The following is a 25353-nucleotide window of genomic DNA, read 5'->3' as shown; positions in this document are numbered from 1 at the left end:
CGGATTCCTCACTACTTCGAGTCGAAGGTGCCCAGCGACAGCTTCGCGGCGGTACCTACCTTGTCGTCGAGAACAGACTTGAATTCCTGAGCGATGGCCTCGCGCTGGGCTTCCTCGCCGATCCAGCGCAGTTTCAGAACAGGCTGCGCTCCGCCAGTGATGACCGATACGCGCAGGCGGATCACCTGCTCACCCAGGCCTTCGAACGGAATGACCTTGAAGTCCAGCCACGCCGGCAGGGTTTCCTTGCTGCTGGCTTCGATCTGGTCCATGGTGCTGCGGCTGGCGCGGGTCTCACCGACGGCGTGATCGCTCTCTGACGATGCCTTCACGGTGATGGTGCGAACTGCGGCGATCGCTTTGGCGATGCTCATGTTCTGGCCATTCTCATCGCTGGCCGACAGGTGCTGGTTCCAGTCTTCGATCCAGTCGCTCATGGCTTTCTGCACGAGGCTCTGGCCGCACACTGCCTGAACAGCTGCAAACGCTGCGGATGCCTTCAGGCGCAGCACGGCGCGGTCATCAGCATGGCCCGGGTCTTCTGCGGTGCCGATGTTGAATAGCACGGTGCAGCTCATGTTGTCCTGATCGATGAAACCGCGGGCCGCTGGCGCGGCGCGCTCGACGACGTAGGCGCTGTAGTCGGCCAGGGAGTGCGTCGCGTAGGTACCGCGGAAGCGGCTGCGGCCAAGCTGGAAGCGTTCCAGGTCGATCACGGTGGCGCTATCCGGAACGATTACGGTAGGGGTATTTGTGTTCAGGGCCTTGCCGGCGGCCGCCAAGGCCTGGTCGCCAATGAGCTGCAGAGCTTCTTTGCTGAAAGACATGGGCTATTCCTTGTGGGTGAGGTGGGTTACGAGCGTGGGTGCACAGGAGCTTCATCACGCGTGAAGAGCTGGTCATGCTTTTCGGGGAAGAGGGAGATGTTGCCGCCGGTGCCGACGTACATCGGCGTATCAAGGCTGGTGTTCTCGCTGCGCGTGCCGCGCTTGGTCGGCACTTTGTAGTCGAGCTTGTGCTTGATCTTTACCTGGTGGGAGTCGCCGATCTGGCTGAAATCCAGGGTGATGGTGATCTTCCCTGCCTTGCCGTGATCGACAACGCCGGCAGCTACCTCGGAAAGGGCGTGGCCGATCTGGCTGGCGAAGGCGCCACCGTTGAGCTCCTGCAGGAACTCGGTGGTGTCAGTGGGCTTGGACATTGCTGCGTCTCCTGATGGACGATACCGCTGGGCGGCAGGTTGATGTGTTGCTGGCGCCGGCCGTGCCGGACACGTGCGGTGATGCGTTTCATGCTTGTCTTGTTGCTCGCTTTTCGGCGGTGGTTGGGAAGCTGATGTCGAAGTCCCGGAGAAGACGGCTGAGTTGCTTGAAGGAGATCCGCAGCTCGCGAACAACGTCAGCCCGGGTCATCCCGATGTTGCGATATGCAACGATCTGTTCAGCCTTGGCCCTGTCTTCTGCGGGATCGCTGAGCTTTTTGCCCTGGTTGCCCTTGCCCCAGTTCGGGTCGGGCTGAAACTTGAACTTGCCGGCCGCAGCAGCGCGGACCAGTGCTGATTGCGAAAGCCCTGTATGAGCCATCGCTTGGGCGTAGGTCATGGTCTGGGCCAAGGCCCGGATCGCTGCAAGGTGCTCAAGCCGCTTGGCGACTCGCTTACTCACCGGCGGCTCCGCTGGAGCTCGTACTGGTTCCAGTTCACGGCGCGGCCGGTGTGGCACGTACTGGCTGCCTGGCAAGGTCTGCACGCTGCCACCTTCCAAGAAGAAGCTATCGATGCTCGCATTGAGCTCGGCCAGCACGGCTGCACGCTGGTCCGAGGTTGGTGTGCCGATCATTGAAGTCCGCCTCCTTTGCTCGCCGCGCCTGCCTCCATCGCATCCACGAACTTCATCGCGGCCTGATGGCTGAAGCAGAAACCCTTGGTTTTGCCGGTGGCTATCTCGATGACGTGCCACGCCTTTCCCTTGTTGACGGCCTGGAAGCGCGGGCCGGGCGGTGGAGCTGGGCGCCCGATCTTCTCGTAGAACTCGGCGGTTGCCATGTAGGTACGTGCTCGCATGTCGGCCAGGCCGGCAACGCGCTGCTGCATTGCGTGGTGCATAAGCGATCCTCGGTAGGGTCAGGCGTGGAGCTCGAAGGCCTCGGCCTTGCGAACGATTCGAACTTGGGCGGTGCGGCGCTCCGGAGCGCGGCGGTCGCGGCGCATCGGGTCGCTGTCGTTGATCAACGCATGCGATGCGATCAGGGCGGCGAGGGCGATGCAGAGCGGGCTGATGATCTGTTGACGCATAGCCTTGGTGACCGCCTCGATGCGGCGGCCGGCTTCTAGCTTGAACAGCGCGGCCTCGATTCGGTTGGCCACGGTGCCGGGGCTGACCGTCATCTGCTTGGCGATTTCTTTTGTGGTGAGGCCTTGGGCCACCCACAGCAATGCTTCAAGCTCGCGGGGAGCCAGCGCCTTGCCGAGCTGGCCAATCCATGAGCCGCAAGTGATCGTTTCCATGAGTTGTCCTCGGTGGGCTGCATTGGTGTGTGATCTGGCCGGTGCTGCGTTCTCTCCGGCTTGGCGGCCTAACTCTGTGATGTCTCAGTAGCTCGCCAACGAGACTAGGTTTGCGCATCAGCCTGCGCATTCAGATCGCACACCGATGCAGCCTGGTGATGGGGAACCAGGTAGATCGGGCAGTTATCGTCAGGCTGACGTGGCGCTGGTTGTTCAGATGATCGCGGTCAGGGTCTTTGAGCCATCAGCGTTTACGGTGGTGAGGTGCATCACCGGAGCGCTGTGCGACCGGTGACCCTGGCGAATGATTTGGTTTGCCTTGTCGAAGCGCTCGTTGAACTTGCCTTCACCGTCGGGCAGGTGAGTTGTGCAGGTCAGAGACGAGCAATCCTCGCCGTTCGGGCCTTCGCCATCGTGAGCAATGTCGAAGCTGGCCTGCATTGCGATTCCCTTGTCCTTGCAGATGGCAATGACCTGCTGCATCAGCGGGCTGATCTGCTCGTCGTAGATCTCTTCTTTGTTCACGGTGCTGCTCCCTGGTTGATTTCCCGTCTGGCCCTGTCGCCAAGGCCAGCCAGTGAAATCGAAGTGATCCAGGCGCCCATCGTTCTCTGGGCTACGCGCTTCCCCGCATTGGCATGCGCGCCACTTGGTTACCTGAATCCAGCTCACTGCATTAGGCAGCTGCTGCCCTCATGTGCCGCTGAGGGTGACGGGTGTCGAGTTGTGTAAAGAGCGGTGGCTGTCGTAGCTGCCAATAACCTGTGTTATGGATCGAATCATAATCCATGTTTTGCTCGTGTCAATAACCCAAGTTATAAGTCTGCTCAAAAAAAAGCCCGCGCTATGCGGGCAGTTGCTCATGCTTCAGTGAATTCGCGCCACCCAATCCTGATCAAGCCGGACTCCAGCAGTTCGACCTTGATGCCTGAGGTGTCCTCCAGGTCGGCTATGAGGCGCCGCCAGTCTTCAGGCAAGTCACCGGGGATTGGCTTTAACTCGACATACTGCCTTTTCTGAACGTGCGGCGAGGCTATGGCCTGCTGAACCCTGTGGCCAAGACGCTCATATGAGAGAGAAGGAGATTGTGAGAAAGCGAGGTGAAGCATATGGATAACTCCTTGTACTGTATGTGCATACAGTTATCCGTTGTTCAATTGATTTGCAACACCTGCATACATGTCACGATCGTTTACACGTAAATTCTTCGAGCAGATTTTTTATCACGAGGCACAAAAAAACCGGCATAAGTGCCGGTTTCTTCGGTGTTCAACGGTTACAGCTTGATCATGGCCCGCACAACTACGCCTACGATACGACAACCTTCCATGCACATTTCTGTGGGGTAAGCGGGGTTGAGCGGCTTCAGGAATCGCCTTCCGCCGTCCTCCACGAGCTTCTTGAATGTGGCTTCATTGCTATCTGCTAACTTGGCTATCACCAGCCTACCGGAGGTGGCTTCAACCTCAGTATCCACAAGTATGAGCATACCTTCGGTGATGCTGGTGCCCACCGGCGAAGTCATCGAGTCACCTTTTACCTCAAGCCAGAAAGCAACCCCCTTTGAGTCGTAATCGGACATTTCGTACCGATCGGAGTACCCGGGAGGAAAAGGCTCAACTGCCTCGGCCCACGCGCCTGCCGCAACCCAGCTGATCACAGGGTACCGGTACGATTCCGGCTCAGTATTGGATGCTTGGACATTGCTTGTAGGTCGTCCCGTGCCTTCGCCTGAGCCGAGCCATTCAGCTGTTACGCCAAGAGCTCTGGCTATCTCGAGCAATTTCTTAGAAGTGGAGTTTCGACCGCTCTCCAGGTGCTGAATGGTCACCTGGCTTACGCCTGCTTTTTCAGCAAGCTGGGCCTGGCTTAGGCCGAGTGCTGTGCGGCGACCGAGGATGCGATCTTTGAGCATTTCGGGGGGTTTATTCATGCCTGCAAGGGTAAAACACGCGTTATTAGCCTTCAAATAACATGTGTTTGCCTTATCTATAACTTGAGTTATCATCGGGTGCACGATCCATTGAGGCACGCAGACATGCCGAACACAGAAAGACCAATTGACGAGGTCGTGCGCTTGGCCGGGGGCCAGGCTGAACTCGCAAGAAGATGTAACACGAGTCAGCCACGTATCTGGCAATGCGTGCACCGCAACCAGAAGGTTCCAGCCGATTTGGTCATCCCCTTCGAGAAGGCGGTGGACGGTCGAGTTACACGCCATCAACTGAGGCCAGATCTCTACCCAGCAGAGGAAAAGGCCGCTTGGTGATGAGAATTGTGCGCCTGGCGGCGTTTCTCCAGTAGATGCAAGACACACCTGCGAATCCATCCAGTACTGGAATCGCAGGCGAAAAAAAACCGCCTGGCAGGGCGGCTTTCTCTACAGCTTCATTACGGGTTTAAGCATGACAAACATAGTCCCACTTGACAAGTCCAGGGGGTTCACCCGGATGGACAACCAGCTCATGGATGGCCTGCTGGCTATCGATCTCCCGGCCCGGGAGATGAAGATTGTGCTCTACGTGGCCAAGGCCACCATCAACTTCGGTGCGGGCGCTCAGCGCATCCCGGCTACCGACATCGCGAAAGCCATCCACGCTCACCCCGACACCGTGTCGAAGGCGGTTTCCAGCCTGCTGCGCCGCCGCGTGCTGTTCCGGGATGGCGGTGCCCGTGGTGACATCGGCGTAAACGACCCGAAAGACTGGGTCTATGTCGTGGAGCCGAAACAGACCAAACCAGCCGACTCGGCTCAAGTGGTCCGAATCGGCGAAGAGTCGAAACAGACCAAAACCGCCGAGTCCCTTCTTTATTCTAAGAAAGAAACCCCCTATGTAACTCTTCCTACGGAAGAGATTACATGCCCCCCCAGCGAATCGACCGCTGCTCCGGGAAAGGCTGAGCGCAAGGCTCCGTTCGGCAAAGCAGCGATGCTGGCCGACAACCCCCACAGCCTGGGCGACTCGCTGATCGCAGATTACCTCGCAGTCCGCAAGGCCAAGCGGGCGCCGCTGACGGCGCGCATCTGGTCGGACCTGAATGCCAAGCTCGAGCAGTGCAAGGCATTCGGTGTTTTGCCTGCCAAAGCCCTGGCCGTCGCGGTCGAGAACGGCTGGCAGGGATTCGAGGTGGATTGGATCATCAAGCGCGTCGGCGCCCAGCTGCCTGCTCAGACCAAGCCCAACAGCCGCCACCACGGTTTCAGTGACCGCGATTACACCGGCGGACTGACCGAGCGCGAGGACGGTACCTATGCGATCTGAATCGGTGATTACCATGTCCGACGTGCGAAACGCCGCCGGCTTCCGCGTCCAGCCTGCGCACTGCGAGCATCACGGTGACTTCGAACAACGGGTGACCATGCTCATGGGACGCGAGATTGTTGGGCGCTGTCCTGAGTGCGAGAAGGCCGCCATTGCCGAGCGCCAGGCCAAGCAGCAGGCCGAGGAAACCCGCCTGAAGCGCGAGGTCATGACCCGCAAGCTGGGTTCGGCGTTGATCCCGAAGCGCTTCGCCGACCGCACCCTGACCAACTACCGGGTTGAGCATGAAGGGCAGCGCAAGGCCTTGGCCTACTGCACCCGTTACGTGGCGGCGTTCGAGGAAATCGAGCGCACCGGGCGGTGCCTGATGCTGCTGGGCAAGGTCGGCACCGGCAAGACGCACCTCGGCGCGGCAATGGCCAACGACCTCATGCGTAACACCTCGGCCACGGCCGTCTACCGGACGGTGGGCGCGGTCCTACAGTCCATCCGCGCCACTTACGACCGCAACAGCGAGCAGTCCGAGTCCGACATCCTGTCCAGCCTCATCGCGCCTTCGCTGTTGGTGCTGGACGAGGTCGGCGTCAGCAAGGAGCAGCCGAGCGATTTCGAGCTGACCACCCTGTTTTCGATCATCAACGGGCGCTACGAGCAGATGCGCCCCACGGTGGTGATTTCCAACCTGGAGACCAGCCAGCTGCGCCACGCCATGGGCGAGCGGTGCTACGACCGTCTGCGCGAGGGCGGCGGGGTGATTGTGCCCTTCGAGTGGGAATCGCACCGTGGCAAGGAGGAGTCCTGACCATGCGGCAAACCAAACTGACCAAGGCCGCGCGCGGCCGGGAGTGCCAGGTGCGCATTCCGGGCGTGTGCAACGGCAATCCCGAGACCACCGTCCTCGCGCACTACCGAATGGCAGGCACCTGTGGCGTTGGCAGCAAGCCCCACGACTTGCAGGGCGCCTGGGCATGCAGTGCTTGCCATGACGTCTGTGACGGTCGCAGCCGCGCTGTCGATCGCGACACCGCCCGCCAGTACCACGCCGAGGGCGTGATGCGCACTCAGGCGATTTTGCTGGCCGAGTCCGTGGTGGTCGCATGAATTCGCCCGCCCTTCGCCCGTTCAAGGCCAAGCCGGCCCGCGCCAAGCCCATCGACCGAGAAGGGCAGGAGCAGGCCGCGCTGATGCAGGAGCTGCAGCTGCGCTACCCGCAGGCCTACAAACTGATCTACCACGTCCCGAACGGCGGGCACCGGGTCAAAGCCGTGGCCGCCAAGCTGAAGGGGCAGGGAGTGAAGGCCGGTGTTCCTGACCTGGTCCTGCCGATGGCGCGCGGCCGCTACTTCGGTCTCTACATCGAGTTCAAGGCCATGCCGCCGTTCGATGCACCGGTATCGCCCAGCCAAGACGCCTATCTGCAGGCGCTGGCCGACCAGGGCTACCTGGCTATCGTGTGCCGGGGCAGCATCGACGCCGTCGAAGCCATCCGCGCCTACCTGCTGCTGCCCGCCACGGTGGCCGCATGAGCGCGACCCGGGAAGTGAAGCTGAGCGAGGCAGAGGTGCGCCGACAGGCCGCCGACAAGTCGGTGCGCGACCTGCGCGACCCACGTCACCCAGGCCTGTACCTGCGCTTCTGGAGCAACCGCGAGCGCGGTACCTGGCACCTGGTGCGCGGCAAGAAGTGGGTGCCGATCGCCCGTTGGCCCGACCTCACCGTGGCAGCGGTGCTGGCCGAGCTGCCCGCTCTACGTCAACGCCTTATGCGCAGCCCGGCCACCGCGCCGGTTGCCTCGGGCATGACCACCGTGGGGCAGCTGCTCGACTGGTACGGCAGCCGCATGGCCCGCGACCGCTCGCTGTCGGCCAAGCGCAAGGCCGGCGCCCGTTCCGCCATCGTCCAGCACCTCAAGCCGCGACTGGATGACCTGGCCCTGGTCGAAGTGACCGCCGACGCGCTGGACAAGCAGCTGATGTGGCCGTGCCAGGCGGAGGTGTCGCTGTCCTACTTGCGGCAGATGTTCGCGCTGCTGCTGACCGCGTTCCGCCAGGCCCTGCAGCTGGGCCTGATCGACCGCAACCCGATGGCCGGGATGCGCTTCAGCGACTTCACCAAGGCCAGGATCCTGCCCAAGGCTGCACGCCTGCGCGACGTGCAGCTGCCTGAGCTCATGCAGCAGCTGGCCCAGGCCTTCGATGCAGGGCCCGGTGACGTCTTGCTGGCCCTGATGATGCTGGCCCACGGCACCCGGATCGGCGAGACCCGCATGGCGCGCTGGAGCGAGATCTCCCTGGCCGGTGCCGAGTGGTTCATCCCGGCAGCGAACACCAAGACCCGTACCGAACATCGCCTACCGCTGACTGCCCAGATGAAGGCGTTGCTGCTCCGGTACCGGGCTATTCAGCAGGACCAGGGCTACGAGGGTGTGTACCTGTTCCCGAACCGCCGTGGGCTGCCGCTGAGCGAAACCCAGGCCAGCATGGTGTTCGTCCGCCTGGGGCAGGGCGAGTGGACCAGCCACGACCTGCGCAAGGTGTCCCGCACCACCTGGACCGACCTCGGCATCGACGGTCACATCGGCGAGATGCTGCTGAACCATACGCTGGGCAAGATCGCCAGTACGTACATCAACACCCAGGCCATGCAGCAGCGCCGGGCGGCACTGGAGAAGTGGCACGCCTATTTAGACGGCATCGGCTTTGGTGCCATTCACGGCCTTACCAAGGCCTTATCCGGAATTTCACAGAATTCGGTTGAGCCAGCGGAACACAAGGCATCCAGCGACCTTGCCGAATTTGTAACTAGCGAGGATTCGAAATGCTGAAAAAGCTTCACGGGTCGCTCCAGCAGCGGGAACTGAAATTCATCGTTGAATGCAACGCGTGCTTGGGCAAGGGAGTGCGACTTGGAATCTTTCACTATCTGGAGTGCGAGCACTGCCTGGCGTCGGGCTGGGTGTGCGGACACACGCTGAACACGCTTCCGCTGAGCGACATCGTTCCAGTGCTGAATCACCGCTTGAAGGATGCGCTGAGCGAGATCGCGAAGGCTCGTCAATTGCTCGGCACGGACAAAGCAGCGCCTGGCCCTGAGCAGCAGTATCAACAGAACAACCGCCGCGGCGCCGGCGGCACCAACTACACCGGGGATTGAGGGGGAAGGATATGATCTACAACAGCGTATCGGGTGCAGTAGTTGCCGCTCTGGCGGCGGGGGAGAAAGGCGCTGCGAAAGGCCAGGCATGGCAGAAACTCTACAAATCGGCGGAAGAGGAGGGTGGTTGCCTGGCTTCGCTAGGGGGGCAGTCAGGCGGCTTTGACCGGGCCCAGGTTGATTACTGGCTGGCTGCGCGCCTCCATCACCTGCTCCTTCCACGCCACTGGAGTGCACTCAATGCGAAGTACGCCACCAACAAGGCGAAGCGGTTGCAGGGCATCACGGCCATCGCACCGCTGATTGCCAGTCCAGCACCTCAGCTTTTTATCTACAAGGCCGTGACCACCTGGGCCATCCCAAAGCTCAAGGGTGCGCGCCGCAAGGGGCCTCGCTCGGTTGCGGTTGATATCCCGCTGGATGCTCCTGAGTGGCGTCGCGAAAACCTGGTCAACGCTGCCTTGGCCGCAGGTCAGGCTGAACGCAAAAAGGCAGAGGTTCTGGCCGAGGATCTGATCATTCTCCCGGACAGCTTTTACGACATGAACACCTGGGATCTGGACGCCACATCGGAGCCTACGCGCTACCGCTGGCGTTCCGGGATCAAGGAGAAGCTGGACGGCATGATCAACGACTCCTTGAGAGAGGTCCGGGCGATTCTCGAGGCGGAGGGCCTGCTGATCAAAGACGCTGCATAATTGTCTATTGACATAAGTGAGAGAGTGAGAGAAATTAACCCCATCCTGTCATTCCTGCGCACGTTTAGGACTGACCCCCGAAAGCCCGGCCATAGAGTCGGGCTTTTTATTGGCCGCTCGAATTAAACTGTGGATTTTGATAGCCTTCTGCCACCAAAAAGGAAGGTGTCGGCATGGATACTCTGGGGCTTCTCAAGTCAATGAACGTTTCGCGCCTGATGGTACTGTCAGCAGTGATTGGCCTTATGGCTGGGTGTGCATCTCAAGCTCAGCCTAATTTGATCAACGGGCAGTACTTCATGGCTGGTGATAATGACTGCAAGTATGTGAAGCCATGGTCTGACACTGTCATCACCTGCTTCAATTCGGCCGGTGTGGCAACTGGATTCCGAAACGCAATTACCGAGCAACAGGTCCAATATCACTACGCACAGCAGTACCAGCAACAAGTGCAAATGCAGCAACTCAACCAGCAGATGCAGCAGTTCAATCAGCAAACGCAGCAGCAGACCCAAGCCATCCAGCAGGTGCCCCAGTACGTTGCACCGCAAGTCGCGCCCCTGAGTCAGCCCGGCGATAATCAGATCAGATGCATTAATACCGGCATCGTCACCAACTGCAGATACTGATCTCACTGAGCTCTATCGCTGTATATAAGCCTCGCCATCGTGCGGGGCTTTTTCATTTTTGCTCCCTACAACGGGAGGAACCGAGATGTCGAACATGCCCGAGAAGGATCCTGGCCTGTGGGCCGCTGTGCTCACCTGGGTGCTGGCCCATCAGCCTCAGCTGTATGCCGCTGGCTTGTCAGTCGCGATCGCCGTCCTCCGGGTGGTGTATGGCGGCGGCACCCGGCGGCAGATGTTCTTGGAGGGTGCCTTATGCGGCCTAATTACCCTGGCCCTGGTGCCGCTGCTCGAATGGATGGGCCTGCCGCAGGGCATGGCCACCTTCGCCGGCGGCATGGTTGGCTTCATGGGTGTGGAGAAGCTTCGCGGCTACTCCGACCTGTTCCTGTCTCGCAAAGCGCAAGGGTGACCCGATGATCACGCTGACTGACATCAACCGCCGCCAGCACTATCTGGTCCCAGCTGCCATTGCCCGAGTGCAGGAGGCAGGCACAAGTTCGCAGTGGCATGGCATCTGCGCAGTCGTCCATACGTTCGACGGCCAGGTGCTGGAGGTGCGCGAGCGCGCTGCCGATATTGCACAGCAACTCAACATGCGTAGGACTGAGTAATGGCCTGCAGTGGGTGCGCCGCCCGGCGCGAATGGATCAACAAGTGGATGAAGGTGGCCCGTGAACGAGCAAGCAATCTCTTTGCTCCAGCAGATCCTGGACCAGCAGCAGAAGCAGACCGGCCTGCTCGAACAGATCGCGAGCCAGAACATGGCGCTGATCGAAGCCCTGGCTGACGATGCTGCTATTGACCCGGATGAACTTCCTCGTACGCACTACCTGGACGGCTCGCCATGCCGCTGAGACCACAACGACCATGCCGGGCCCAGGGCTGCCGTGCACTGCACCGCAATGCCAATGGCTACTGCGATGGTCATGCCGACCTGGCTGCCGAACAGGCCAAGGCCTGGGCGACACGTAAGGGCTCAGGCCGTGGTGGTCGCCCCTGGCGGCGCAAGCGTGAGCGAATTCTGAAGCGAGATCAATACCTCTGTCGGTGTGATGACTGCGCCCAACTCGGCCGCATCCGCGAAGCCCATGAGGTTGACCACATTTTGGCCCTGGCCCACGGCGGCACCGACGATGATCACAACCTTCGGGCGATCAACCGCGAATGCCACAAGGCCAAGACGCAGCGGGAGTCTAAGGCGATCAAAAAATGATCGAAAACGGCGGAAATGAGAATAAATCTCGCCAGATGGGAGGGGGAGGGTCAAAAGTTCAGGGCCTTTCGCTCGGACACCGCGCCCTCAGTCGTTTTTTTACACCCGCGAAATTAAAAATTCAGGAGTTGCGCGATGGGAGGCACCGCCACGGTCGCCGGCCGTGGTCGCAAACCCAAGCCGACGGCCAAGAAACAGCTCGCCGGCAACCCAGGCAAGCGAGCGCTCAATACTGCTGAGCCTGAGTTCTCCAAGATCACCGACGTTGAACCGCCCGAATGGTTGAGCGAGCGCGCTGCCGTCATGTGGAAAATGATTCTTCCCGAGCTGCTGCGCGAGAACGTCGTGGCCCTCACGGACCTGCACAACGTCGAGGCCTTCTGTACCGCCTATGACAACTGGCGGATGGCTCAAGAGTCGATCAGGGAGCACGGCATTGTTGTTGCCGGCGCAACCGGAGGGCCAGTGAAGAACCCCGCACTGACCGCAGCCAACGAGACGATGCGGCAGATGGTTACCTTCGGATCGTTACTGGGCCTTGACCCATCCAGCCGGACCCGGCTGATCGGCGGAAACAAGGACAAAGTCACCAACGAATTCGCCAACTTACTGAGCTCATAGATGACCAAGGCCCTGCACCCCAACGTCGACAAGGCGATGGCGTGGGGGCGGTCCGTGCTGCGCGGGAAGGTACCGGCCTGTCGGTACATCCACCAGGCGATCCAGCGGCACTTCGATGACCTGGCTGCGAGCCGCAAGCGAGGCTTCCGTTTCAAGTTCGATCCGGCCAAGGCCGAGAAGAAGCTGAAGCTGATCCAGCTGCTGCCGCACACAAAGGGCGAGTGGGCTTTCAAGCGTCAGCTCATCAGCCTGGAGCCGTGGCAGCTGTTCGGTATGGCGGTCACCTTCGGCTGGCTCAGGAAGAAGGGCGGGCACCGCCGGTTCCGCGAAAGCTACTGGGAGGTCCCGCGCAAGAACGGGAAGTCCGTGATCGCGGCCGGTGTGGGCATCAGCATGTTTGTTGCCGACGGCGAATTCGGCGCCGAGGTCTATTCTGGCGCAACGACCGAGAAGCAGGCGTGGGAGGTATTCCGGCCGGCCAAGCTCATGGTGAGCAAGTCGCCCATGCTGATCCAGGCCGCGGGCATCGAGGTCAACGCCTCGAACATGAACATCCCGTCCGACTTCAGCCGCTTCGAGCCGCTGATCGGAGACCCCGGCGACGGCGCCTCGCCCAGCTGTGCCATCGTCGACGAATACCATGAGCACCGTACCTCGGCGCAGTACGACACCATGCTCACCGGCATGGGCGCTCGTCGGCAGCCGTTGATGTTCATCATCACCACCGCCGGCGCCGATATCGAGGGCCCCTGCTACGACAAGCGCCGCCAGGTGATCGAGATGCTCGAGGGCACGGTCCCTGACGACGAGTTATTCGGCTACATCTGGACACTCGATGAGGGTGACGACTGGACCGACCCGAAGATGCTGGCCAAGGCCAACCCCAACCACGGGGTGTCGGTGTTCCAGGAATACCTGGAAAGCCAGCAGGCGAGGGCGATCCGCTCCGCTCGCTTCACCAACACATTCAAGACCAAGCACCTGAACCTATGGGTGAGCGCCAAGTCCGGCTTCTTCAACATGGAAGACTGGAAGGCGTGCGAAGACACGACCCTGACCCTGGAGCAATTCGAAGGGCAGGAGTGGATCGCTGGTTTCGACCTGGCCCGCAAGCTGGACATGAACTCGCGGGCCCGGCTGTTCTGGCGGGTCATCGACGGCAAGACGCACTACTACAGCGTCGCCCCGAAATTCTGGGTGCCCTACGACACGGCATTCAACAGTGACAACAAGCGCATGTCGGAGCGGTTTCAGGCCTGGGTCAACTCCAAGCACTTGGAGGTCACCGATGGCGCCGAGATCGATTACCGCGAGATCCTCGAGGACACCAAGGAGGCCAATCACCACGCGCCGCTGCGCGAGTCGCCGATTGATCCTCATGGCGCGACAGGCCTGAGCCATGACCTCGACGACGAGGGCTTCAACCCGATCACCATCACGCAGAACTACACCAACATGTCGGACGCCATGAAGGAGCTGGAAGCGGCCATCACGGCCGGACGGTTCCATCACGACGGTAACCCGATCATGACCTGGTGTATCGGCAACGTCATTGGCAAGTGCCTGCCAGGCAACGATGACGTTGTTCGTCCGATCAAGCAGGGCGACGACAACAAGATCGACGGCGCCGTGGCGCTGATCATGACGATAGGCCGGATCCTAGCTAACGCGGATGTACAGGGCTCTGTCGATGACTTCCTCTCTAGACCGATGAGCATGTAATGGCAGACACCGACTACAGCATTGACCTGCGCACGCGCAGTCCCTTCTGGGCACGCATGGCCAGCTTCTTTGTCGGCGGCCGCCTGGTAACGCCTGAGAAGGGTTCGCAGAACGGCCCGGTGTCCGCCTCTGGAGTGGTGGGCGACTCGGTCGTGAGCGACGAGCGATCGCTGCAAATCTCTACAGTGTTCGCCTGCGTTCGCCTGATCTCCACCGTCACCGCAGGCTTGCCGCTGGATGTCTTCGAGACCAAGGGTGACGACCGGATGAAGGTCGGCATCACCAATCCGCTGGCCCGCCTGCTGCGCTATAGCCCGAATCAGTACATGACGGCCGTCGAGTTCCGCGAAGCGATGACCATGCAGCTCTGCTATTACGGCAATGCCTATGCCCTGATCGAGCGAAACAGCGCTGGTGACGTCATCAGCATGATGCCGCTGATGTCCGTGAACATGGATGTGCGGCTTGAAGGCAAGCGCGTGGTGTACCGATATCGGCGAGACAGCGAATACGCAGACTTCAAGCCGGCAGAAATCTTCCATCTCAAAGGCTTCGGCTTCAACGGCTTGGTCGGCCTGTCGCCAATCGCGTTCGCGGCGAAGACGGCCGGGGTCGCAGTGGCAATGGAAGACCAGCAGCGTGACTTCTATGCCAACGGCGCCAAGTCGCCTCAGTTGCTGATGACCGGCGAAGGAAAGGTGCTCAATAAGGACCAGCGGAACCAGGTCGAGGAGAACTTCAAGGAGATCTCCGGCGGACCCGTCAAGAAGCGACTGTGGATCCTGGAGGGTGGATTCACCACCCAGGCCATCGGCGTTAGCCCCCAAGACGCGGAAACCATGGCGGCCCGCAAGTTTCAGGTTAGCGAGCTGGCGCGATTCTTCGGGGTACCGCCGCACTTGGTTGGCGACGTGGAGAAGTCCACCAGCTGGGGAACAGGCATCGAGCAACAAAACCTCGGTTTCCTGCAGTACACACTGTCGCCATACCTCAACCGCTGGGAATACGCTATCGAGCGCTGGCTACTGAAGCCAGGCGAAGTCGGTCGACTCCATGCGGAGCACAACCTGGAAGGCCTATTGCGCGGCGATTCCACCGCCCGGGCCAACTACCTGAAAACAAACGTAGACGCCGGCCTCTTGACCGTCAACGAAGGCCGGCGCCTCGACAATAGGCCGCCACTCCCCGGCGGTGATGTCGCAACTCGGCAGTCGCAGAACGTGCCGCTCACTCAACTTGGCCAAACGAACCCCGCATCCAGCGGGGTTTAGTTTTTCTGGAGGCTGTAGATGCCCAGCATTTGTAAAACCCTGGCTTTCGACCAGGCCGCGATCAAGTTCGCAAGCGGTGGCGCCCAGGGCGTGTTCGAAGGCTATGCCAGTGTGTTCGGCGTGGTCGACAGCGATGGCGACATCATCGAGCCAGGTGCCTTTGCCCAGGCGCTGAAGACCCAGAGCCGCGCCGTGGCCATGTTCTTCAACCACCGGCGAAACGAGATTCCGGTGGGTAAATGGCTGGACCTGGCCGAGGACAGCACCGGCCTGCATGTGCGCGGCGAGCTCACTCCGGGCAACCCGCAGTCCGAAGCGCTCAAGGCCGCGATGATTCACGGCACGGTCGGCGGAATGTCCGTCGGCTTCAGTGCGGCGAAGAGCGACATCACGTCGATCGCCACCGGTTACTCGTTCCGCAACGTGACGCTCCTGAGCGAAATCAGCGTGTGCACCTTCCCGGCCAACGAAGCGGCCACCGTCTCCACGCTCAAGAGCATGGAGACCATCGAAAGCATCCGCGACGCGGAGAGCTGGCTGAGGGAATCCGCCGGCCTCTCCAAGTCCGAAGCGCAGGCGTTGATTGCCCGCATCAAGTCCGCAGTTCGGAGCGAGTCCGAAAGCGGCGACCCCACTGAAATCGCCGCGCTCCTGGAGCGCCTGAAAACTTTCCCCTCGTTGGAGACGAAATAATGGACTTGGCCCAAATTCAAAAAGCGATCGAGACCGCTCAGAATCGCATGACCGAGCTGTTCGACGCGCAGAAAAAGGAAATCACCGATACCGGTGAAATCAGCAAGAAACTGCAGAGCGAGCTGACCACCGTTCAGGACGAACTGAAAACCGCTGGCACCCGACTGTTCGACCTGGAGCAGAAGCTGGCTGGCGCTAACCCGGACGATCCGACCAAGACGAAGAGCTTCGCCGCGCAAACCGCTGAAGACCTGAAGAAGTCCTGGGATGGCAAATCCTCGGGCAAGGTTGACGTGAAGAGCTTCGACAAGCAGCTCGGCAGCGGCGCCGCTTCGGCTGGCGCGCTGATCCAGCCACAGGCGAACCCGGGGATCCTGATGCCAGGCCTGCGCCGCCTGACTATCCGCGACCTGCTGGCGCAGGGTCGCATCAGCTCCAACTCGCTGGAATACGTCCGCGAGAATATCTTCACCAACAGCGCCGCGCCGGTCGCCGAGGGCAATCTCAAGCCCGAGTCGAACCTGACCTTCACCAAGGAAACGGCGACCGTCAAAACCATCGCTCACTGGATCCAGGCGTCGCGGCAGGTGATGGATGATGCGCCGATGCTCGAGTCGTACGTGAACAACCGCCTGCTGTTTGGCTTGGCACTAGTCGAAGAAGGCCAGTTGCTCAACGGCGACGGCACCGGCGACAACCTCATCGGCCTGAACCAGGTGGCCACCGCGTATGACGCGAGCCTGAGCGTGGCTGGCGACACCCGTGCAGACCTGATCGCGCATGCCATTTTCCAGACGAGCGAGTCGGAGTTCGAGGCGTCGGGCATCATCCTGAACCCGCGCGACTGGCACGCCATCGCTCTGCTGAAGGATGCGGATGGCCGCTACATCTTCGGCGGGCCCGCAGCGTTTGCGGCGAAAGTGATGTGGGGCCTTCCGGTCGTAGCCACCAAAGCGCAGGCCTTGGGCACCTTCACCGTTGGCGGCTTCGACCTGGCGTCCCAAGTCTGGGACCGCATGGATGCGACCGTGGAGATCAGCCGCGAAGACCGCGACAACTTCGTGAAGAACATGCTGACCATCCTCTGTGAAGAGCGCCTGGCGCTGGCGCACTACCGCCCGACTGCGATCATCAAGGGTGCCTTTGCACCTGCCGCATAACTGAGTCCGAGGCCGGGGCAGGCAACTGCCCCGTGTGCACCATGAAGAAGATCCGTGCCCTGCGTCAGTTCTCCCACTACCACGCCGGCAACTTCGATCAGCATGAGACGCGATCCGTGCTGGATGAATATGCCGAGGCCTTGGTCGGTCTGGGCCTTGCTGAGGAGGTGATCGATTCCGAGCATCTTCCCGAGCCAGAGCCTATCCCTGAACCGAAGTCGAGCAAGAAAAAATGACCGTGACGGCACTGGAGCTGCTGCCGATCGACACGATCAAGATGCATCTCCGTGTCGATCATGCTGCTGAAGATCCGCTGATTGAGCTGTACGCGGAGTCGGCCTTGGCCTGGGCGCTGTGGTTCTGCGACAACCCGAAGCTGGTTGAGGTCGCTGACTTTCCGGCCAGCTTCAAAGCTGCACTGCTGTTGCTCATTGGCCATTCCTACGCAAACCGCGAGGCGATCGTGACTGGGACCATTGCGACTGAGCTGCCCTTGGCCGTTGAGTCGCTACTGTGGTCGTCACGCAACTGGCATGGCCCGCCAGATGAGGTAGTCCCATGAAGGCAGGCGATCTTCGGCACCCAATCGTCATCGAGCATGAGGTTGCAGTTCGCGATCCGGTAACAGGCGAATTCGGTGAACAGGCATGGCAGCCGTTCGCCAATACGTGGGCTTCGGTTGAGCCGCTATCCGCCAAGGACCTGATCGCGGCCCAGGCCGCACAGTCCGAAGCCTCAGCCCGGATCGTTATCCGGTACCGGCCAGGCGTGCTGCCAACGATGCGCATCGTCCACCGCGGTGAGATCTACAGCATCGAGGGCCCGCCGCTGCCCGATGCCGACTCCGGCCTAGACTACCTGACCATCCTGGTCTCGAAGGGGGTGAAGGATGGCTGACGGCGTTGAGTTCAGCCTCATCGGCCTGGACGGCCTGCTCGGCAAACTCGACTCGGTGAGCAACGATGTGCGCCGAAAGGGTGGGCGAGCATCGCTGCGCAAGGCCGCCCAGATCGTCATGCAGAAGGCCAAGGAGGGGGCCGAGAAGATCGATGACAAGGAAACCGGTCGCTCGATCTCCGACAACATCGCCTTGCGCTGGAACGGGAAGCTGTTCAAGCGCACCGGTGACCTGGGCTTCCGGATCGGCGTAATGCATGGCGCCGTGCTCAAGGACGGCGGCGATCTCAGCCCGAACTCACCGACGCCGCACTGGCGCCTGATCGAGTTCGGTACCGAGAAGATGGCCGCCGCGCCCTTCATGCGCCCGGCCCTGGCCAACAGCATCAGCGAGGTGACCAACGCCTTCCTGACCGAATACGAGAAATCCATTGACCGCGCAATCCGGCGCGCCGCGAAGAAGGCAGCAAGACGATGACCGCCCCCATTTTCGAAGTCTGCGCCCACGACGCGGGCGTGGTTGCGCTGCTCGGTGCTGGCGCGGACCTGCGCCTTTACTCTTTCGGGGAAGCGCCCGAAGGGGTGGCCAAGCCCTACGCGGTTTGGCAGCTGGTGAACGGCGCGCCCGAGAACTACCTGGCAGGCCGGCCAGACGCCGACGGCTTCACCCTGCAGGTCGACGTGTACGGCACCACCGGCATCTCGGTACGCAAGGTGCGCGATGCCATCCGTGATGCGATCGAGCCTCGAGCCTACATCACCAGGTGGGGCGCTGAAGGCCGAGACCCGACCACCAAGAATTACCGAGCCAGTTTCGACGTGGACTGGATAGTCCAGCGCTGAACCTCTCACCCGACCAGAGCCCGCCCAGTGCGGGCTTTCTTTTGCCCGACGTTTGGAGAACACCATGTCGATCCTTTCTCAAGGAACCCAGATTTATGCCCTGGTGCCGCCCGTATCCGGCACTGGCCCGAAGACCGTCCTGGCCATCGAGTGCGCGACCGCGTTCAGCCCGGGCGGCGCGCCGGCCGATCAGATCGAGGACACCTGCCTGGAAGACCAGGAGCGCAGCTACAAGAAAGGCCTGCGCACCCCTGGCCAGGCCTCTCTGTCCGTCAACGCTGACCCGAGCAACGCCAGTCACCTGCGTCTCCACCAGCTTTCCGAGGCGAACGGCGATACCACCATCGACTGGGCCGTGGGTTGGTCCGACGGCACCGCGGCTCCGACCGTGGGCGAAGACGGCGGCTTCGAGCTGCCCGATTCGCGTACCTGGTTCGTCTTCCGCGGCTACGTATCGGACTTCCCGTTCGACTTCGCAGCCAACTCCGTGGTGAGCACCGCCGCAACCATCCAGCGTTCCGGCGGCTCCGCCTGGATTCGTAAATCTACCGCTGCCTGAGGTCTGCCATGAAGCTGAACATCACCACGTTGCAACAGGCTGGCGCCTTCACTGGCCGGCCAGTCGAGAAGGAAATCAAATGGCGGCAGGGCGATGACACGCTGACCGCTACCGTCTTTGTCCGGCCCCTTGGCTACCAGGCCGCCGTCAGCGATGTGCTCGCCGCCGGCGGCAAGCAGGACAGCATCGCCGGCCGGATCGCCGCCGCCATTTGCGATGAAGAAGGCAATCCGGTTTTCACCGCGCTGGACATCACTCACGGCCCGCTTGATCCGCAGGAGCTGGCCAAGGATCCGGACAGCACCAAGCGTCTCGGCGCACTCGATGGCAACCTGACCGTTGCCTTGCTGACCGTCATCCATGAGGTGAACAACCTGGGAAAGACGCCGAGCTCACCGACCTCGACGAGCTCTGGCACGAGCTCGTCCTCTGCGGTGTCGGCGGCTGCACCATCGCGCAAGCGCAAGAAAGCCTAAGCCTGCAGGAATTCCACTCCTGGGCGAAGTTCAGAAATCGCCGTGGCTCTCTGCACCTCGGCATGCGCATCGAGCGTGTCGGCGGGCTGCTCGCCTCGATCCTGGCCAACCAGTGCCGAGACACCAAGATCCGCCCGACACCATTCACACCGGATGACTTCACCCCTCATGACCAAGCCGGGGCAATAAGCCTGGAGCGGGCTATGGAGTCTTGGTCATAGCTCGGAGATACAGATGGCAAGCAAGTCCCTTGGCACATTGACGCTCGATCTCATCGCGCGCGTGGGGGGATTCGTGGCAGGCATGGACAAGGCCGAGCGGAGCTCTCAGAAATGGCGCAAAGAGGTGGAGAGGAATGCCAAGGCGGCCGGGGTTGCCATCGTTACGGGGGTGGCCGCCGGCGCCGCAGCATTGGCAGCATTCACTGTCTCGACCGTGCAGGCTGCCAATGAGATCAGTCGGTTTTCCGCAGTAGCTGGAACCAGCACCTCCGAATTCCAGAAGTACGCCGCTGGCGCGAAAGCGGTAGGGGTCGAGAACGACAAGCTGGCTGACATCTTCAAGGATGTGAACGACAAGGTTGGCGATTTCTTGCTCAATGGTGGTGGCGAGCTTCAGGACTTCTTCAAGACCATCGCGCCGAAAGTAGGGGTCACTGCCGAACAGTTTCGCAATCTGTCTGGTCCCCAGGCCCTGCAGCTTTTTGCAACCAGCTTGCAGAAAGCGGGCTTGAGTCAGGCGGAGATGACCCAGCAGATGGAATCGCTGGCAAACGACGCGACCTTGCTGCTGCCGCTGCTGCGCGACAACGGCGCAGGCTTCGCGATTCTGGGTGATGCAGCCGAAAAGGCTGGCGCGATCATGGATGAAAAGACCATCGTCGCGACCCAGAACCTTGCTGCGGCGGGCTGGCTGGCAGAGCAGTCCCTGTCCGGAATCAAGAACCAGCTTGCCGCGTCGCTGATGCCTACCTTGGGCGATTACGCGGGGATCTTGTTCGATCTGAGCCAGGATACCGAGTCGATGTCGGTGCTGTCCGAGGGGTTGCGGTTGATCCTCGACGTCAGTGCCAAGACAGCGCTGATGGTCGCCTATGCGTTCGAGTTGACTGGCAGATCCATCAAGGGTTTGGTCACGATCATTGGCGGCGCATTCGATGGGGTGGACCTCTCAAAGCCGACCGAGGTGATCGGGAAGATCCGAGAGAACTCGTCCAAGCTTGCCACTGGGGTAGGCAAGGACCTGGACGACATGGATGCCCGCTACAACAAGCTGTGGGTCCGTATCGACCAGGCCGGCTCCTCTGGACAGGCCAGCGGAAAGATCAAAGAGATCGCCGGCGCACTGGCGATGCTCAATCAGCAGACCGGGGGCGGCACGTTCAAGGCTCCTGATGCCGCCGCGCAGGCGACTGCCAAAGCGGCTGAGACGGCTGCGAAGAAGCTCCAGACGCAGTTCGAATCGACTGAGGAAGGCTATCGCCGCCAAATTGCTCTCATCGATGCAACGGCCAGCAAGCAGGCCCAGGCCTCTGAGGCTGCCAAGCTCGCCTTCGAGCTGGAAGCCGGAAAGTTGAAAGGCATCAGTGGCGAGCGGAGAAAGGTGCTCGAAGGGCTCGCCGCTGAGCTTGACGCCAAGATCAAGCTGCAGAGGCAAAACGAAGAAGACATCAAGCTTGCCGCATATGCAGCGAACCTGAAGGACAGCAACATCGTTGTGCGCCAAGGCTTTGAGGTAGACATCGTTGGCGCAGGGCAAGGTGAGAAGCTTCGCTCTCGGATGCGAGAGAGCCTGGCGATCGAGCACGACTTCCTGAACCAGCGTCGAGAGCTCTACAAACAGTACAAGACAGCCGAAGCACTTGGTGATCCGGATGCGAAGTCGAGGTATGACAAGGAAACCGGCTTGCTGGCCGCTTCCTTGGCAGAGAGGCTGGCCGACCAGCAGGACCACTATGCGAAGGTAGACGAGGCCCAGGCAGACTGGGTTGCCGGCGCGGGTGACGCCCTCCACAACTACATGGACCAGGCGAAGGACATTGCCGGGCAGATGGAAGGCGCCTTCACGTCCCTGTTTGACGGCATGACAGACGCAGCGGTCGATTGGGCTTTTGGTGTAGATCAAAAGTTCAGCGACGTGGCCGTGAGCTTCGGCAAGATGGTGGCCAAGATGGCCATGCAGGCAGCTGCCTCCAATGTGTTTTCCAGCATCTTTCCAAGTCTTGCCACTGCGGCTGTCGGTTCCTATGCCGCGCCTGGTGCTGGCGGGTTTGATTATGGCCTGGGTAGCGCCTCGGCAGGGATGACCTACACCCCTGGCGGCTTCTCGGATGGCGGGTACACCGGCGCCGGCGGCAAGTACGACCCGGCTGGTATCGTCCACGCCGGCGAGTTCGTGCTCCGCAAGGAAGTGGTCGAACAGCCCGGCATGCGCGCCTTCCTGGAAAGCCTCAACACCAAGGGTTATGCGGACGGCGGCTATGTCGCTCCTGCTGGCAATTCCTACTCGAGCGCGGCCATGCAGGCCATAGGGCAGGGCGGCGGTACCTCACCGGTGATTATCAAGCAGGAAATCTCGGTAGACGGTGCGAGCGGACAAGCCGGGAGCGCTACCGGCGACATCAGCGCAGTCGCACAGGCCTATGCCAAGGCCGCCCAAGATGGGGCTAGGCAAGAGATTACGAAACAACTCGGCCGAGGCGGGATGATCTGGACCGCTATCAACCGTCCCGTTCGCTGATTCAACCACAGAGCACCCACCATGGCAGACACCTTCACCTGGTGCCCGTATATCGAGCCGACGGGCACCGGGACCTTTCGCGTGCGCAGCGCGCAGTTCGGCAACGGCTACCGCCAGGTTGCTGGGGACGGCATCAATAATGAAGTGCAGAGCTGGCCGCTCACCTTTCGCGGACGAGAGGCCTATGTGCAACAGATCCTGGGCTTTCTCCGGGACCGCAAAGGATTCATCCCCTTTGCCTGGACACCGCCGCTTGGCTCCGCAGCGCTGTTCACCTGCGCGACCTGGGGTATCACGCCGCACGGCGCTGGGATGTTCACCCTGACCGCGACCTTCGAGCAATACTTTGGAGCAGCCTGATGGCCGAGAGCATTTACGAAGATATACAGAGGCTCACGCCGGGTCAGTACGTCGAGCTGTTCGAGTTGGACCTCAACGCCTTGGGCGGCGACGTCTACTACTTCCACGGCTATACCCAGGTGGGCCCCATCTTTTGGCAGGGCAAGGAATACTCGCCCTGGCCGATCAAGGTCGAAGGTATGGGCATGACTGGCGAGGGCCAGCAGAACAGCCCGACCCTGTCCGTGGGCAACGTGTCGGGCATGATCACTGCCCTGTGCCGGATCTATGATGACTTGGTCGATGCCAAGGTGGTTCGCCACCGGACCCTGGGCCGCTTTCTCGACGCAGCTAACTTTCCAGACGGCAACCCGGAGGCCGACCCGGAAGAGCACTTCGCGGACGATGTTCTCAGCATCGACCAGAAGCAGTCGGCCGATGCCGAGCTCATCTCGTTTGTGCTGAAGTCCCCGCTGATCGCCTCCGACCGCAAGCTCCCAGGGCGGCAGATCGTCGCCAACTGCTGCCAGTGGTTGACCATAGGCGGCTATCGGGGCGTGTACTGCGGCTACACCGGCTCGAACTACGCGACAGACAAGGACGTGCCGACTGACGATCCCGAGCAGGACATGTGCTCGGGCACGCTGACCGGCTGCAAGCTGCGCTTCGGCGAGCACAACCCGCTGCGCTACGGCAGTTTCCCTTCCGCTGGCACCTGAGGTTTTCCATGAAAATTTCGCAGGCCGTCATTACGGCCATGTACGAGCACGCCCGCGAGAAGGCGCCCGAGGAGAGCTGCGGGCTGCTGGCCCGGGTCGGTCGAAAGTTGGTGTACCTGCCGATGGCCAACGCAGCGGCGAAGCCCGAGGAGGATTTCCGCATCAGCGCCGAGGATTGGGCCGGCGCCGAGGATCAAGGCGTTATTGCCGCGGTGGTGCATAGCCACCCGGGCCAGTCTGCACGGCTGAGCGCCGCCGATCGTACCGCGATGGAGGCCACGGCCTTGCCCTGGGTGATCATCGAGGTGCGCGAAGGCGAACCGGTGACGCACCTGGTGCACGAGCCCACCGGGTATCAAGCTCCGCTGGTGGGTCGCCCGTTCCACCACGGCGTGCTGGACTGCTACACCCTGGTCCGCGACTACTACCAGCGCGAGCTGGGCATCCTGCTGCCGGACTACGAGAGAGAGGATGGCTGGTGGGAAAGAGGCCAGGACCTCTATGCGGACAACTTCCAGGCGGCTGGCTTCGAGCCGGTCGACCCGGCAGACCTGCGCCAGGGTGACCTGATCGTCATGCAGGTGCGGGCCGAAAAGGCGAATCATGCGGGCGTGTATCTGGCCGATGGTTGTCTCAAGACCGAACCCGAGCACCATCCGGTACCGGGCGGGATCCTGCATCACCTCTATGGGCGCGACTCCAAGCGAGACGTGTTTGGCGGCTTCTGGCGGGAGGCGGCACGGTTCTACATGAGGCATCGCGATGTAAAGTGACTGCTGGTACAGTTTTCGCTTTTTACATGGAGACTACGCATGAAGCGGATGATTTTACTGGCGTGCGCCGTTGCAGTTGCCGGATGCTCAACTCCCTCTATGACTGAGCTGCGCGCTCGGGGCGCTGCTGCTACTTATCAGTCAGCGAAGAAAGAGGATGAATTGGCCAAATGCATCCTCTTCGCTTGGCAGGATGGAAAGCTGTCTGGTGGCGGCATGCCAATGGGGATGCAGCCAGGGCGAGATTCAGGAGTGTCCATTTACGCTGGCAGAAGGGAGTACTTTGCTGATGTGAATGCAGCGTCTACCGGCAGCTCCGTCAGCTACTACCACATTGGAAGCTCTTGGGTTTCAAAGGCCCTCAAGTCTGAGCTTGAAACCTGTCTGTAGCGACAAATCAACTTTTTTTGCCCGCAAATGCGGGTTTTTTTATGCCTGGAGAAAAGTGTGTCTGATCGAGTTCGCGTCATCCGCCTGAGCGGAATGCTTGGTAAGCGTTTCGGAGCCGTGCACCGACTTGCAGTCAATTCTTCAGCTGAGGCTATTCGAGCGCTGGGCGTGCTGCATAAGGGCTTCAACCAGTTCCTAGCCGAGTCCAAGGACAAAGGCATTGCCTTTGCTGTGTTCTACGGCAAGCGCAATATCGGCCAGGATGAGCTTTGTCACCCGCCTGGTACGGCTGAGATCCGAATAGCTCCCGTCGTCCAAGGAAGCAAGAACAGTGGCGGGCTCCAGGTAGTGCTGGGCATCGCTCTGATTGCCGCTGCAAGTTTCTTCACTGGCGGCCTGGCTGCCGGCGCCGCTGGCTCATCTGCACTGTTCGGCACGGCCTCCGCTACGTGGGCCACTGCAGGCATGGTCGGCATTTCGCTCGCTATCGGGGGCGTCGCCCAAATGGTCACCGGCCAGCAGGCCAAGATCGACAGCAGCGAAGCCGCCGACAACCGCCCCAGCTACAACTTCTCCGGCATCAAGAACACCGTCACCCAAGGCAACCCGGTCCCGCTGTGCTACGGCGAGATGATCACCGGTTCCGCTCAGCTCTCCCTCGGCATCTACGCCGAAGACCAGCAATAGAG

The 25353-nt window shown here is 61.1% G+C and carries 40 protein-coding genes; 32 read left to right on the top strand and 8 right to left on the bottom strand.

From position 1 onward, the window contains the following. Positions 1-11 precede the first annotated feature (11 nt). From ACW4TB_RS06655 to ACW4TB_RS06620, 8 genes are all read right to left on the bottom strand, one after another. Positions 12-827: a DUF2303 family protein gene (locus tag ACW4TB_RS06655; RefSeq protein WP_455828244.1), complete on the bottom strand. Its 816-nt coding sequence runs from the start codon at positions 825-827 to the stop codon at positions 12-14. Between the two features lie 26 nt (positions 828-853). Next, positions 854-1201, bottom strand: a complete 348-nt coding sequence (locus tag ACW4TB_RS06650; RefSeq protein WP_014756073.1) for a hypothetical protein — start codon at positions 1199-1201, stop codon at positions 854-856. Positions 1202-1289: 88 nt separating this feature from the next. Continuing rightward, the gene (locus ACW4TB_RS06645; protein WP_455828245.1) at positions 1290-1838 is read right to left on the bottom strand and encodes a hypothetical protein; all 549 of its coding nucleotides are present in this window, start codon (positions 1836-1838) and stop codon (positions 1290-1292) included. Then, the gene (locus tag ACW4TB_RS06640; protein WP_455828246.1) at positions 1835-2104 is read right to left on the bottom strand and encodes a hypothetical protein; all 270 of its coding nucleotides are present in this window, start codon (positions 2102-2104) and stop codon (positions 1835-1837) included. Before ACW4TB_RS06640 ends, ACW4TB_RS06645 begins: the two co-directional genes overlap by 4 nt. A gap of 18 nt (positions 2105-2122) precedes the next feature. Further along, complete coding sequence (locus tag ACW4TB_RS06635; protein ID WP_455828247.1) at positions 2123-2506, bottom strand: response regulator transcription factor; 384 nt, start codon at positions 2504-2506, stop codon at positions 2123-2125. A gap of 213 nt (positions 2507-2719) precedes the next feature. After that, positions 2720-3031 (bottom strand): hypothetical protein, encoded by a 312-nt coding sequence (locus ACW4TB_RS06630; protein ID WP_455828248.1) that lies wholly within the window; start codon positions 3029-3031, stop codon positions 2720-2722. Positions 3032-3366: 335 nt separating this feature from the next. Next, the gene (locus ACW4TB_RS06625; protein ID WP_455828249.1) at positions 3367-3615 is read right to left on the bottom strand and encodes a DUF1654 domain-containing protein; all 249 of its coding nucleotides are present in this window, start codon (positions 3613-3615) and stop codon (positions 3367-3369) included. Between the two features lie 167 nt (positions 3616-3782). Next, the gene (locus ACW4TB_RS06620) at positions 3783-4514 is read right to left on the bottom strand and encodes a LexA family protein (protein WP_455828250.1); all 732 of its coding nucleotides are present in this window, start codon (positions 4512-4514) and stop codon (positions 3783-3785) included. Between the two features lie 30 nt (positions 4515-4544). Between ACW4TB_RS06620 and ACW4TB_RS06615 the strand changes: the two genes are divergently transcribed. The 32 genes from ACW4TB_RS06615 to ACW4TB_RS06460 all read left to right on the top strand — a co-directional run bounded on the left by ACW4TB_RS06615 (position 4545) and on the right by ACW4TB_RS06460 (position 25351). Then, positions 4545-4775, top strand: a complete 231-nt coding sequence (locus tag ACW4TB_RS06615; protein ID WP_455828251.1) for a YdaS family helix-turn-helix protein — start codon at positions 4545-4547, stop codon at positions 4773-4775. A gap of 136 nt (positions 4776-4911) precedes the next feature. Beyond that, the gene (locus ACW4TB_RS06610) at positions 4912-5769 is read left to right on the top strand and encodes a replication protein (RefSeq protein ID WP_455828252.1); all 858 of its coding nucleotides are present in this window, start codon (positions 4912-4914) and stop codon (positions 5767-5769) included. A gap of 13 nt (positions 5770-5782) precedes the next feature. Beyond that, a complete protein-coding gene (locus ACW4TB_RS06605) occupies positions 5783-6571 on the top strand; it encodes an ATP-binding protein (protein WP_455842913.1) in 789 nt (262 codons plus the stop codon). A 2-nt stretch (positions 6572-6573) separates the two neighbouring features. Beyond that, on the top strand, positions 6574-6870 hold the full coding sequence (locus ACW4TB_RS06600) for a DUF1364 domain-containing protein (protein WP_196914355.1): 297 nt from the start codon (positions 6574-6576) through the stop codon (positions 6868-6870). After that, positions 6867-7295 carry a VRR-NUC domain-containing protein gene (locus tag ACW4TB_RS06595; RefSeq protein WP_455828254.1) on the top strand — a complete coding sequence of 143 codons (429 nt, stop codon included), beginning with the start codon at positions 6867-6869 and terminating at the stop codon, positions 7293-7295. The genes ACW4TB_RS06600 and ACW4TB_RS06595 overlap by 4 nt, the downstream gene beginning before the upstream one ends. Further along, positions 7292-8593, top strand: coding sequence for a tyrosine-type recombinase/integrase (locus tag ACW4TB_RS06590; protein ID WP_455828255.1), 1302 nt, complete (start codon positions 7292-7294; stop codon positions 8591-8593). Before ACW4TB_RS06595 ends, ACW4TB_RS06590 begins: the two co-directional genes overlap by 4 nt. Next, a complete protein-coding gene (locus ACW4TB_RS06585; RefSeq protein WP_455828256.1) occupies positions 8587-8922 on the top strand; it encodes a hypothetical protein in 336 nt (111 codons plus the stop codon). The genes ACW4TB_RS06590 and ACW4TB_RS06585 overlap by 7 nt, the downstream gene beginning before the upstream one ends. Positions 8923-8933: 11 nt before the next feature. Further along, complete coding sequence (locus tag ACW4TB_RS06580; RefSeq protein ID WP_455828257.1) at positions 8934-9620, top strand: hypothetical protein; 687 nt, start codon at positions 8934-8936, stop codon at positions 9618-9620. Positions 9621-9793: 173 nt separating this feature from the next. Beyond that, positions 9794-10249: a hypothetical protein gene (locus tag ACW4TB_RS06575; protein ID WP_455828258.1), complete on the top strand. Its 456-nt coding sequence runs from the start codon at positions 9794-9796 to the stop codon at positions 10247-10249. A gap of 85 nt (positions 10250-10334) precedes the next feature. After that, complete coding sequence (locus ACW4TB_RS06570) at positions 10335-10658, top strand: phage holin, lambda family (protein ID WP_455828259.1); 324 nt, start codon at positions 10335-10337, stop codon at positions 10656-10658. Between the two features lie 4 nt (positions 10659-10662). Next, a complete protein-coding gene (locus ACW4TB_RS06565) occupies positions 10663-10860 on the top strand; it encodes a hypothetical protein (protein ID WP_455828260.1) in 198 nt (65 codons plus the stop codon). Between the two features lie 60 nt (positions 10861-10920). Continuing rightward, the gene (locus ACW4TB_RS06560) at positions 10921-11103 is read left to right on the top strand and encodes a hypothetical protein (protein WP_455828261.1); all 183 of its coding nucleotides are present in this window, start codon (positions 10921-10923) and stop codon (positions 11101-11103) included. Next, positions 11094-11462, top strand: a complete 369-nt coding sequence (locus ACW4TB_RS06555; RefSeq protein WP_455828262.1) for an HNH endonuclease — start codon at positions 11094-11096, stop codon at positions 11460-11462. The genes ACW4TB_RS06560 and ACW4TB_RS06555 overlap by 10 nt, the downstream gene beginning before the upstream one ends. 135 nt (positions 11463-11597) lie before the next feature. Then, positions 11598-12083 carry a phage terminase small subunit P27 family gene (locus ACW4TB_RS06550; protein WP_414156556.1) on the top strand — a complete coding sequence of 162 codons (486 nt, stop codon included), beginning with the start codon at positions 11598-11600 and terminating at the stop codon, positions 12081-12083. After that, a complete protein-coding gene (locus ACW4TB_RS06545; protein ID WP_455828263.1) occupies positions 12084-13805 on the top strand; it encodes a terminase large subunit in 1722 nt (573 codons plus the stop codon). It begins immediately after the preceding gene. Then, on the top strand, positions 13805-15076 hold the full coding sequence (locus ACW4TB_RS06540; protein WP_414156558.1) for a phage portal protein: 1272 nt from the start codon (positions 13805-13807) through the stop codon (positions 15074-15076). Before ACW4TB_RS06545 ends, ACW4TB_RS06540 begins: the two co-directional genes overlap by 1 nt. Before the next feature lie 18 nt (positions 15077-15094). After that, positions 15095-15769, top strand: coding sequence for an HK97 family phage prohead protease (locus ACW4TB_RS06535; protein WP_455828264.1), 675 nt, complete (start codon positions 15095-15097; stop codon positions 15767-15769). Then, on the top strand, positions 15766-16929 hold the full coding sequence (locus ACW4TB_RS06530; RefSeq protein WP_455842927.1) for a phage major capsid protein: 1164 nt from the start codon (positions 15766-15768) through the stop codon (positions 16927-16929). Before ACW4TB_RS06535 ends, ACW4TB_RS06530 begins: the two co-directional genes overlap by 4 nt. Before the next feature lie 41 nt (positions 16930-16970). Beyond that, positions 16971-17165 (top strand): hypothetical protein, encoded by a 195-nt coding sequence (locus ACW4TB_RS06525; RefSeq protein WP_455828265.1) that lies wholly within the window; start codon positions 16971-16973, stop codon positions 17163-17165. Then, positions 17162-17491 carry a head-tail connector protein gene (locus ACW4TB_RS06520; RefSeq protein WP_414156562.1) on the top strand — a complete coding sequence of 110 codons (330 nt, stop codon included), beginning with the start codon at positions 17162-17164 and terminating at the stop codon, positions 17489-17491. Before ACW4TB_RS06525 ends, ACW4TB_RS06520 begins: the two co-directional genes overlap by 4 nt. Next, positions 17488-17826, top strand: a complete 339-nt coding sequence (locus tag ACW4TB_RS06515; protein WP_455828266.1) for a phage head closure protein — start codon at positions 17488-17490, stop codon at positions 17824-17826. Before ACW4TB_RS06520 ends, ACW4TB_RS06515 begins: the two co-directional genes overlap by 4 nt. Beyond that, on the top strand, positions 17819-18304 hold the full coding sequence (locus ACW4TB_RS06510) for an HK97-gp10 family putative phage morphogenesis protein (RefSeq protein ID WP_455828267.1): 486 nt from the start codon (positions 17819-17821) through the stop codon (positions 18302-18304). Before ACW4TB_RS06515 ends, ACW4TB_RS06510 begins: the two co-directional genes overlap by 8 nt. After that, entirely contained in the window at positions 18301-18669 is a 369-nt protein-coding gene (gene gp17, locus ACW4TB_RS06505; protein ID WP_455828268.1) for a tail completion protein gp17, read from the top strand. Before ACW4TB_RS06510 ends, gp17 begins: the two co-directional genes overlap by 4 nt. Before the next feature lie 64 nt (positions 18670-18733). Continuing rightward, entirely contained in the window at positions 18734-19228 is a 495-nt protein-coding gene (locus ACW4TB_RS06500) for a phage tail tube protein (RefSeq protein ID WP_455828269.1), read from the top strand. 8 nt (positions 19229-19236) lie between these two features. Next, positions 19237-19704 carry a phage tail assembly chaperone family protein, TAC gene (locus tag ACW4TB_RS06495; protein ID WP_455828270.1) on the top strand — a complete coding sequence of 156 codons (468 nt, stop codon included), beginning with the start codon at positions 19237-19239 and terminating at the stop codon, positions 19702-19704. A 62-nt stretch (positions 19705-19766) separates the two neighbouring features. Further along, positions 19767-19925, top strand: coding sequence for a hypothetical protein (locus tag ACW4TB_RS06490; RefSeq protein ID WP_455828271.1), 159 nt, complete (start codon positions 19767-19769; stop codon positions 19923-19925). A 13-nt stretch (positions 19926-19938) separates the two neighbouring features. Next, the gene (locus ACW4TB_RS06485; protein ID WP_455828272.1) at positions 19939-22443 is read left to right on the top strand and encodes a phage tail tape measure protein; all 2505 of its coding nucleotides are present in this window, start codon (positions 19939-19941) and stop codon (positions 22441-22443) included. A 21-nt stretch (positions 22444-22464) separates the two neighbouring features. Then, complete coding sequence (locus tag ACW4TB_RS06480) at positions 22465-22803, top strand: phage tail protein (protein WP_455828273.1); 339 nt, start codon at positions 22465-22467, stop codon at positions 22801-22803. Further along, positions 22803-23501 (top strand): phage minor tail protein L, encoded by a 699-nt coding sequence (locus tag ACW4TB_RS06475; protein ID WP_033735149.1) that lies wholly within the window; start codon positions 22803-22805, stop codon positions 23499-23501. Before ACW4TB_RS06480 ends, ACW4TB_RS06475 begins: the two co-directional genes overlap by 1 nt. 8 nt (positions 23502-23509) lie before the next feature. Then, complete coding sequence (locus ACW4TB_RS06470) at positions 23510-24274, top strand: C40 family peptidase (RefSeq protein WP_455828274.1); 765 nt, start codon at positions 23510-23512, stop codon at positions 24272-24274. Between the two features lie 39 nt (positions 24275-24313). After that, a complete protein-coding gene (locus ACW4TB_RS06465) occupies positions 24314-24664 on the top strand; it encodes a hypothetical protein (protein WP_024718019.1) in 351 nt (116 codons plus the stop codon). 57 nt (positions 24665-24721) lie between these two features. Then, positions 24722-25351, top strand: a complete 630-nt coding sequence (locus ACW4TB_RS06460; RefSeq protein ID WP_455828275.1) for a tail assembly protein — start codon at positions 24722-24724, stop codon at positions 25349-25351. Positions 25352-25353: the final 2 nt, after the last annotated feature.

Source organism: Lelliottia jeotgali (assembly GCF_977070485.1).
The sequence above is the reverse complement of the archived record's forward strand: the minus strand, read 5'-3'. Positions and strand labels throughout refer to the sequence as shown.

Bases quoted from the DNA above. Each gene is read 5' to 3' on its own strand.
- ACW4TB_RS06550 (WP_414156556.1), top strand. From the start codon at position 11,598: ATGGGAGGCACCGCCACGGTCGCCGGCCGTGGTCGCAAACCCAAGCCG.
- ACW4TB_RS06470 (WP_455828274.1), top strand. From the start codon at position 23,510: ATGAAAATTTCGCAGGCCGTCATTACGGCCATGTACGAGCACGCCCGC.
- ACW4TB_RS06575 (WP_455828258.1), top strand. From the start codon at position 9,794: ATGGATACTCTGGGGCTTCTCAAGTCAATGAACGTTTCGCGCCTGATG.
- ACW4TB_RS06465 (WP_024718019.1), top strand. From the start codon at position 24,314: ATGAAGCGGATGATTTTACTGGCGTGCGCCGTTGCAGTTGCCGGATGC.
- ACW4TB_RS06600 (WP_196914355.1), top strand. From the start codon at position 6,574: ATGCGGCAAACCAAACTGACCAAGGCCGCGCGCGGCCGGGAGTGCCAG.
- ACW4TB_RS06605 (WP_455842913.1), top strand. From the start codon at position 5,783: ATGTCCGACGTGCGAAACGCCGCCGGCTTCCGCGTCCAGCCTGCGCAC.
- ACW4TB_RS06570 (WP_455828259.1), top strand. From the start codon at position 10,335: ATGTCGAACATGCCCGAGAAGGATCCTGGCCTGTGGGCCGCTGTGCTC.
- ACW4TB_RS06520 (WP_414156562.1), top strand. From the start codon at position 17,162: ATGACCGTGACGGCACTGGAGCTGCTGCCGATCGACACGATCAAGATG.
- ACW4TB_RS06615 (WP_455828251.1), top strand. From the start codon at position 4,545: ATGCCGAACACAGAAAGACCAATTGACGAGGTCGTGCGCTTGGCCGGG.
- ACW4TB_RS06595 (WP_455828254.1), top strand. From the start codon at position 6,867: ATGAATTCGCCCGCCCTTCGCCCGTTCAAGGCCAAGCCGGCCCGCGCC.
- ACW4TB_RS06610 (WP_455828252.1), top strand. From the start codon at position 4,912: ATGACAAACATAGTCCCACTTGACAAGTCCAGGGGGTTCACCCGGATG.
- ACW4TB_RS06565 (WP_455828260.1), top strand. From the start codon at position 10,663: ATGATCACGCTGACTGACATCAACCGCCGCCAGCACTATCTGGTCCCA.
- ACW4TB_RS06515 (WP_455828266.1), top strand. From the start codon at position 17,488: ATGAAGGCAGGCGATCTTCGGCACCCAATCGTCATCGAGCATGAGGTT.
- ACW4TB_RS06475 (WP_033735149.1), top strand. From the start codon at position 22,803: ATGGCCGAGAGCATTTACGAAGATATACAGAGGCTCACGCCGGGTCAG.
- ACW4TB_RS06510 (WP_455828267.1), top strand. From the start codon at position 17,819: ATGGCTGACGGCGTTGAGTTCAGCCTCATCGGCCTGGACGGCCTGCTC.
- ACW4TB_RS06620 (WP_455828250.1), bottom strand. From the start codon at position 4,514: ATGATAACTCAAGTTATAGATAAGGCAAACACATGTTATTTGAAGGCT.
- ACW4TB_RS06485 (WP_455828272.1), top strand. From the start codon at position 19,939: ATGGCAAGCAAGTCCCTTGGCACATTGACGCTCGATCTCATCGCGCGC.
- ACW4TB_RS06525 (WP_455828265.1), top strand. From the start codon at position 16,971: ATGAAGAAGATCCGTGCCCTGCGTCAGTTCTCCCACTACCACGCCGGC.
- ACW4TB_RS06635 (WP_455828247.1), bottom strand. From the start codon at position 2,506: ATGGAAACGATCACTTGCGGCTCATGGATTGGCCAGCTCGGCAAGGCG.
- ACW4TB_RS06650 (WP_014756073.1), bottom strand. From the start codon at position 1,201: ATGTCCAAGCCCACTGACACCACCGAGTTCCTGCAGGAGCTCAACGGT.
- ACW4TB_RS06585 (WP_455828256.1), top strand. From the start codon at position 8,587: ATGCTGAAAAAGCTTCACGGGTCGCTCCAGCAGCGGGAACTGAAATTC.
- ACW4TB_RS06645 (WP_455828245.1), bottom strand. From the start codon at position 1,838: ATGATCGGCACACCAACCTCGGACCAGCGTGCAGCCGTGCTGGCCGAG.
- ACW4TB_RS06500 (WP_455828269.1), top strand. From the start codon at position 18,734: ATGTCGATCCTTTCTCAAGGAACCCAGATTTATGCCCTGGTGCCGCCC.
- ACW4TB_RS06640 (WP_455828246.1), bottom strand. From the start codon at position 2,104: ATGCACCACGCAATGCAGCAGCGCGTTGCCGGCCTGGCCGACATGCGA.
- ACW4TB_RS06540 (WP_414156558.1), top strand. From the start codon at position 13,805: ATGGCAGACACCGACTACAGCATTGACCTGCGCACGCGCAGTCCCTTC.
- ACW4TB_RS06655 (WP_455828244.1), bottom strand. From the start codon at position 827: ATGTCTTTCAGCAAAGAAGCTCTGCAGCTCATTGGCGACCAGGCCTTG.
- ACW4TB_RS06590 (WP_455828255.1), top strand. From the start codon at position 7,292: ATGAGCGCGACCCGGGAAGTGAAGCTGAGCGAGGCAGAGGTGCGCCGA.
- ACW4TB_RS06555 (WP_455828262.1), top strand. From the start codon at position 11,094: ATGCCGCTGAGACCACAACGACCATGCCGGGCCCAGGGCTGCCGTGCA.
- ACW4TB_RS06580 (WP_455828257.1), top strand. From the start codon at position 8,934: ATGATCTACAACAGCGTATCGGGTGCAGTAGTTGCCGCTCTGGCGGCG.
- gp17 (WP_455828268.1), top strand. From the start codon at position 18,301: ATGACCGCCCCCATTTTCGAAGTCTGCGCCCACGACGCGGGCGTGGTT.
- ACW4TB_RS06490 (WP_455828271.1), top strand. From the start codon at position 19,767: ATGCGCATCGAGCGTGTCGGCGGGCTGCTCGCCTCGATCCTGGCCAAC.
- ACW4TB_RS06545 (WP_455828263.1), top strand. From the start codon at position 12,084: ATGACCAAGGCCCTGCACCCCAACGTCGACAAGGCGATGGCGTGGGGG.
- ACW4TB_RS06495 (WP_455828270.1), top strand. From the start codon at position 19,237: ATGAAGCTGAACATCACCACGTTGCAACAGGCTGGCGCCTTCACTGGC.
- ACW4TB_RS06625 (WP_455828249.1), bottom strand. From the start codon at position 3,615: ATGCTTCACCTCGCTTTCTCACAATCTCCTTCTCTCTCATATGAGCGT.
- ACW4TB_RS06535 (WP_455828264.1), top strand. From the start codon at position 15,095: ATGCCCAGCATTTGTAAAACCCTGGCTTTCGACCAGGCCGCGATCAAG.
- ACW4TB_RS06480 (WP_455828273.1), top strand. From the start codon at position 22,465: ATGGCAGACACCTTCACCTGGTGCCCGTATATCGAGCCGACGGGCACC.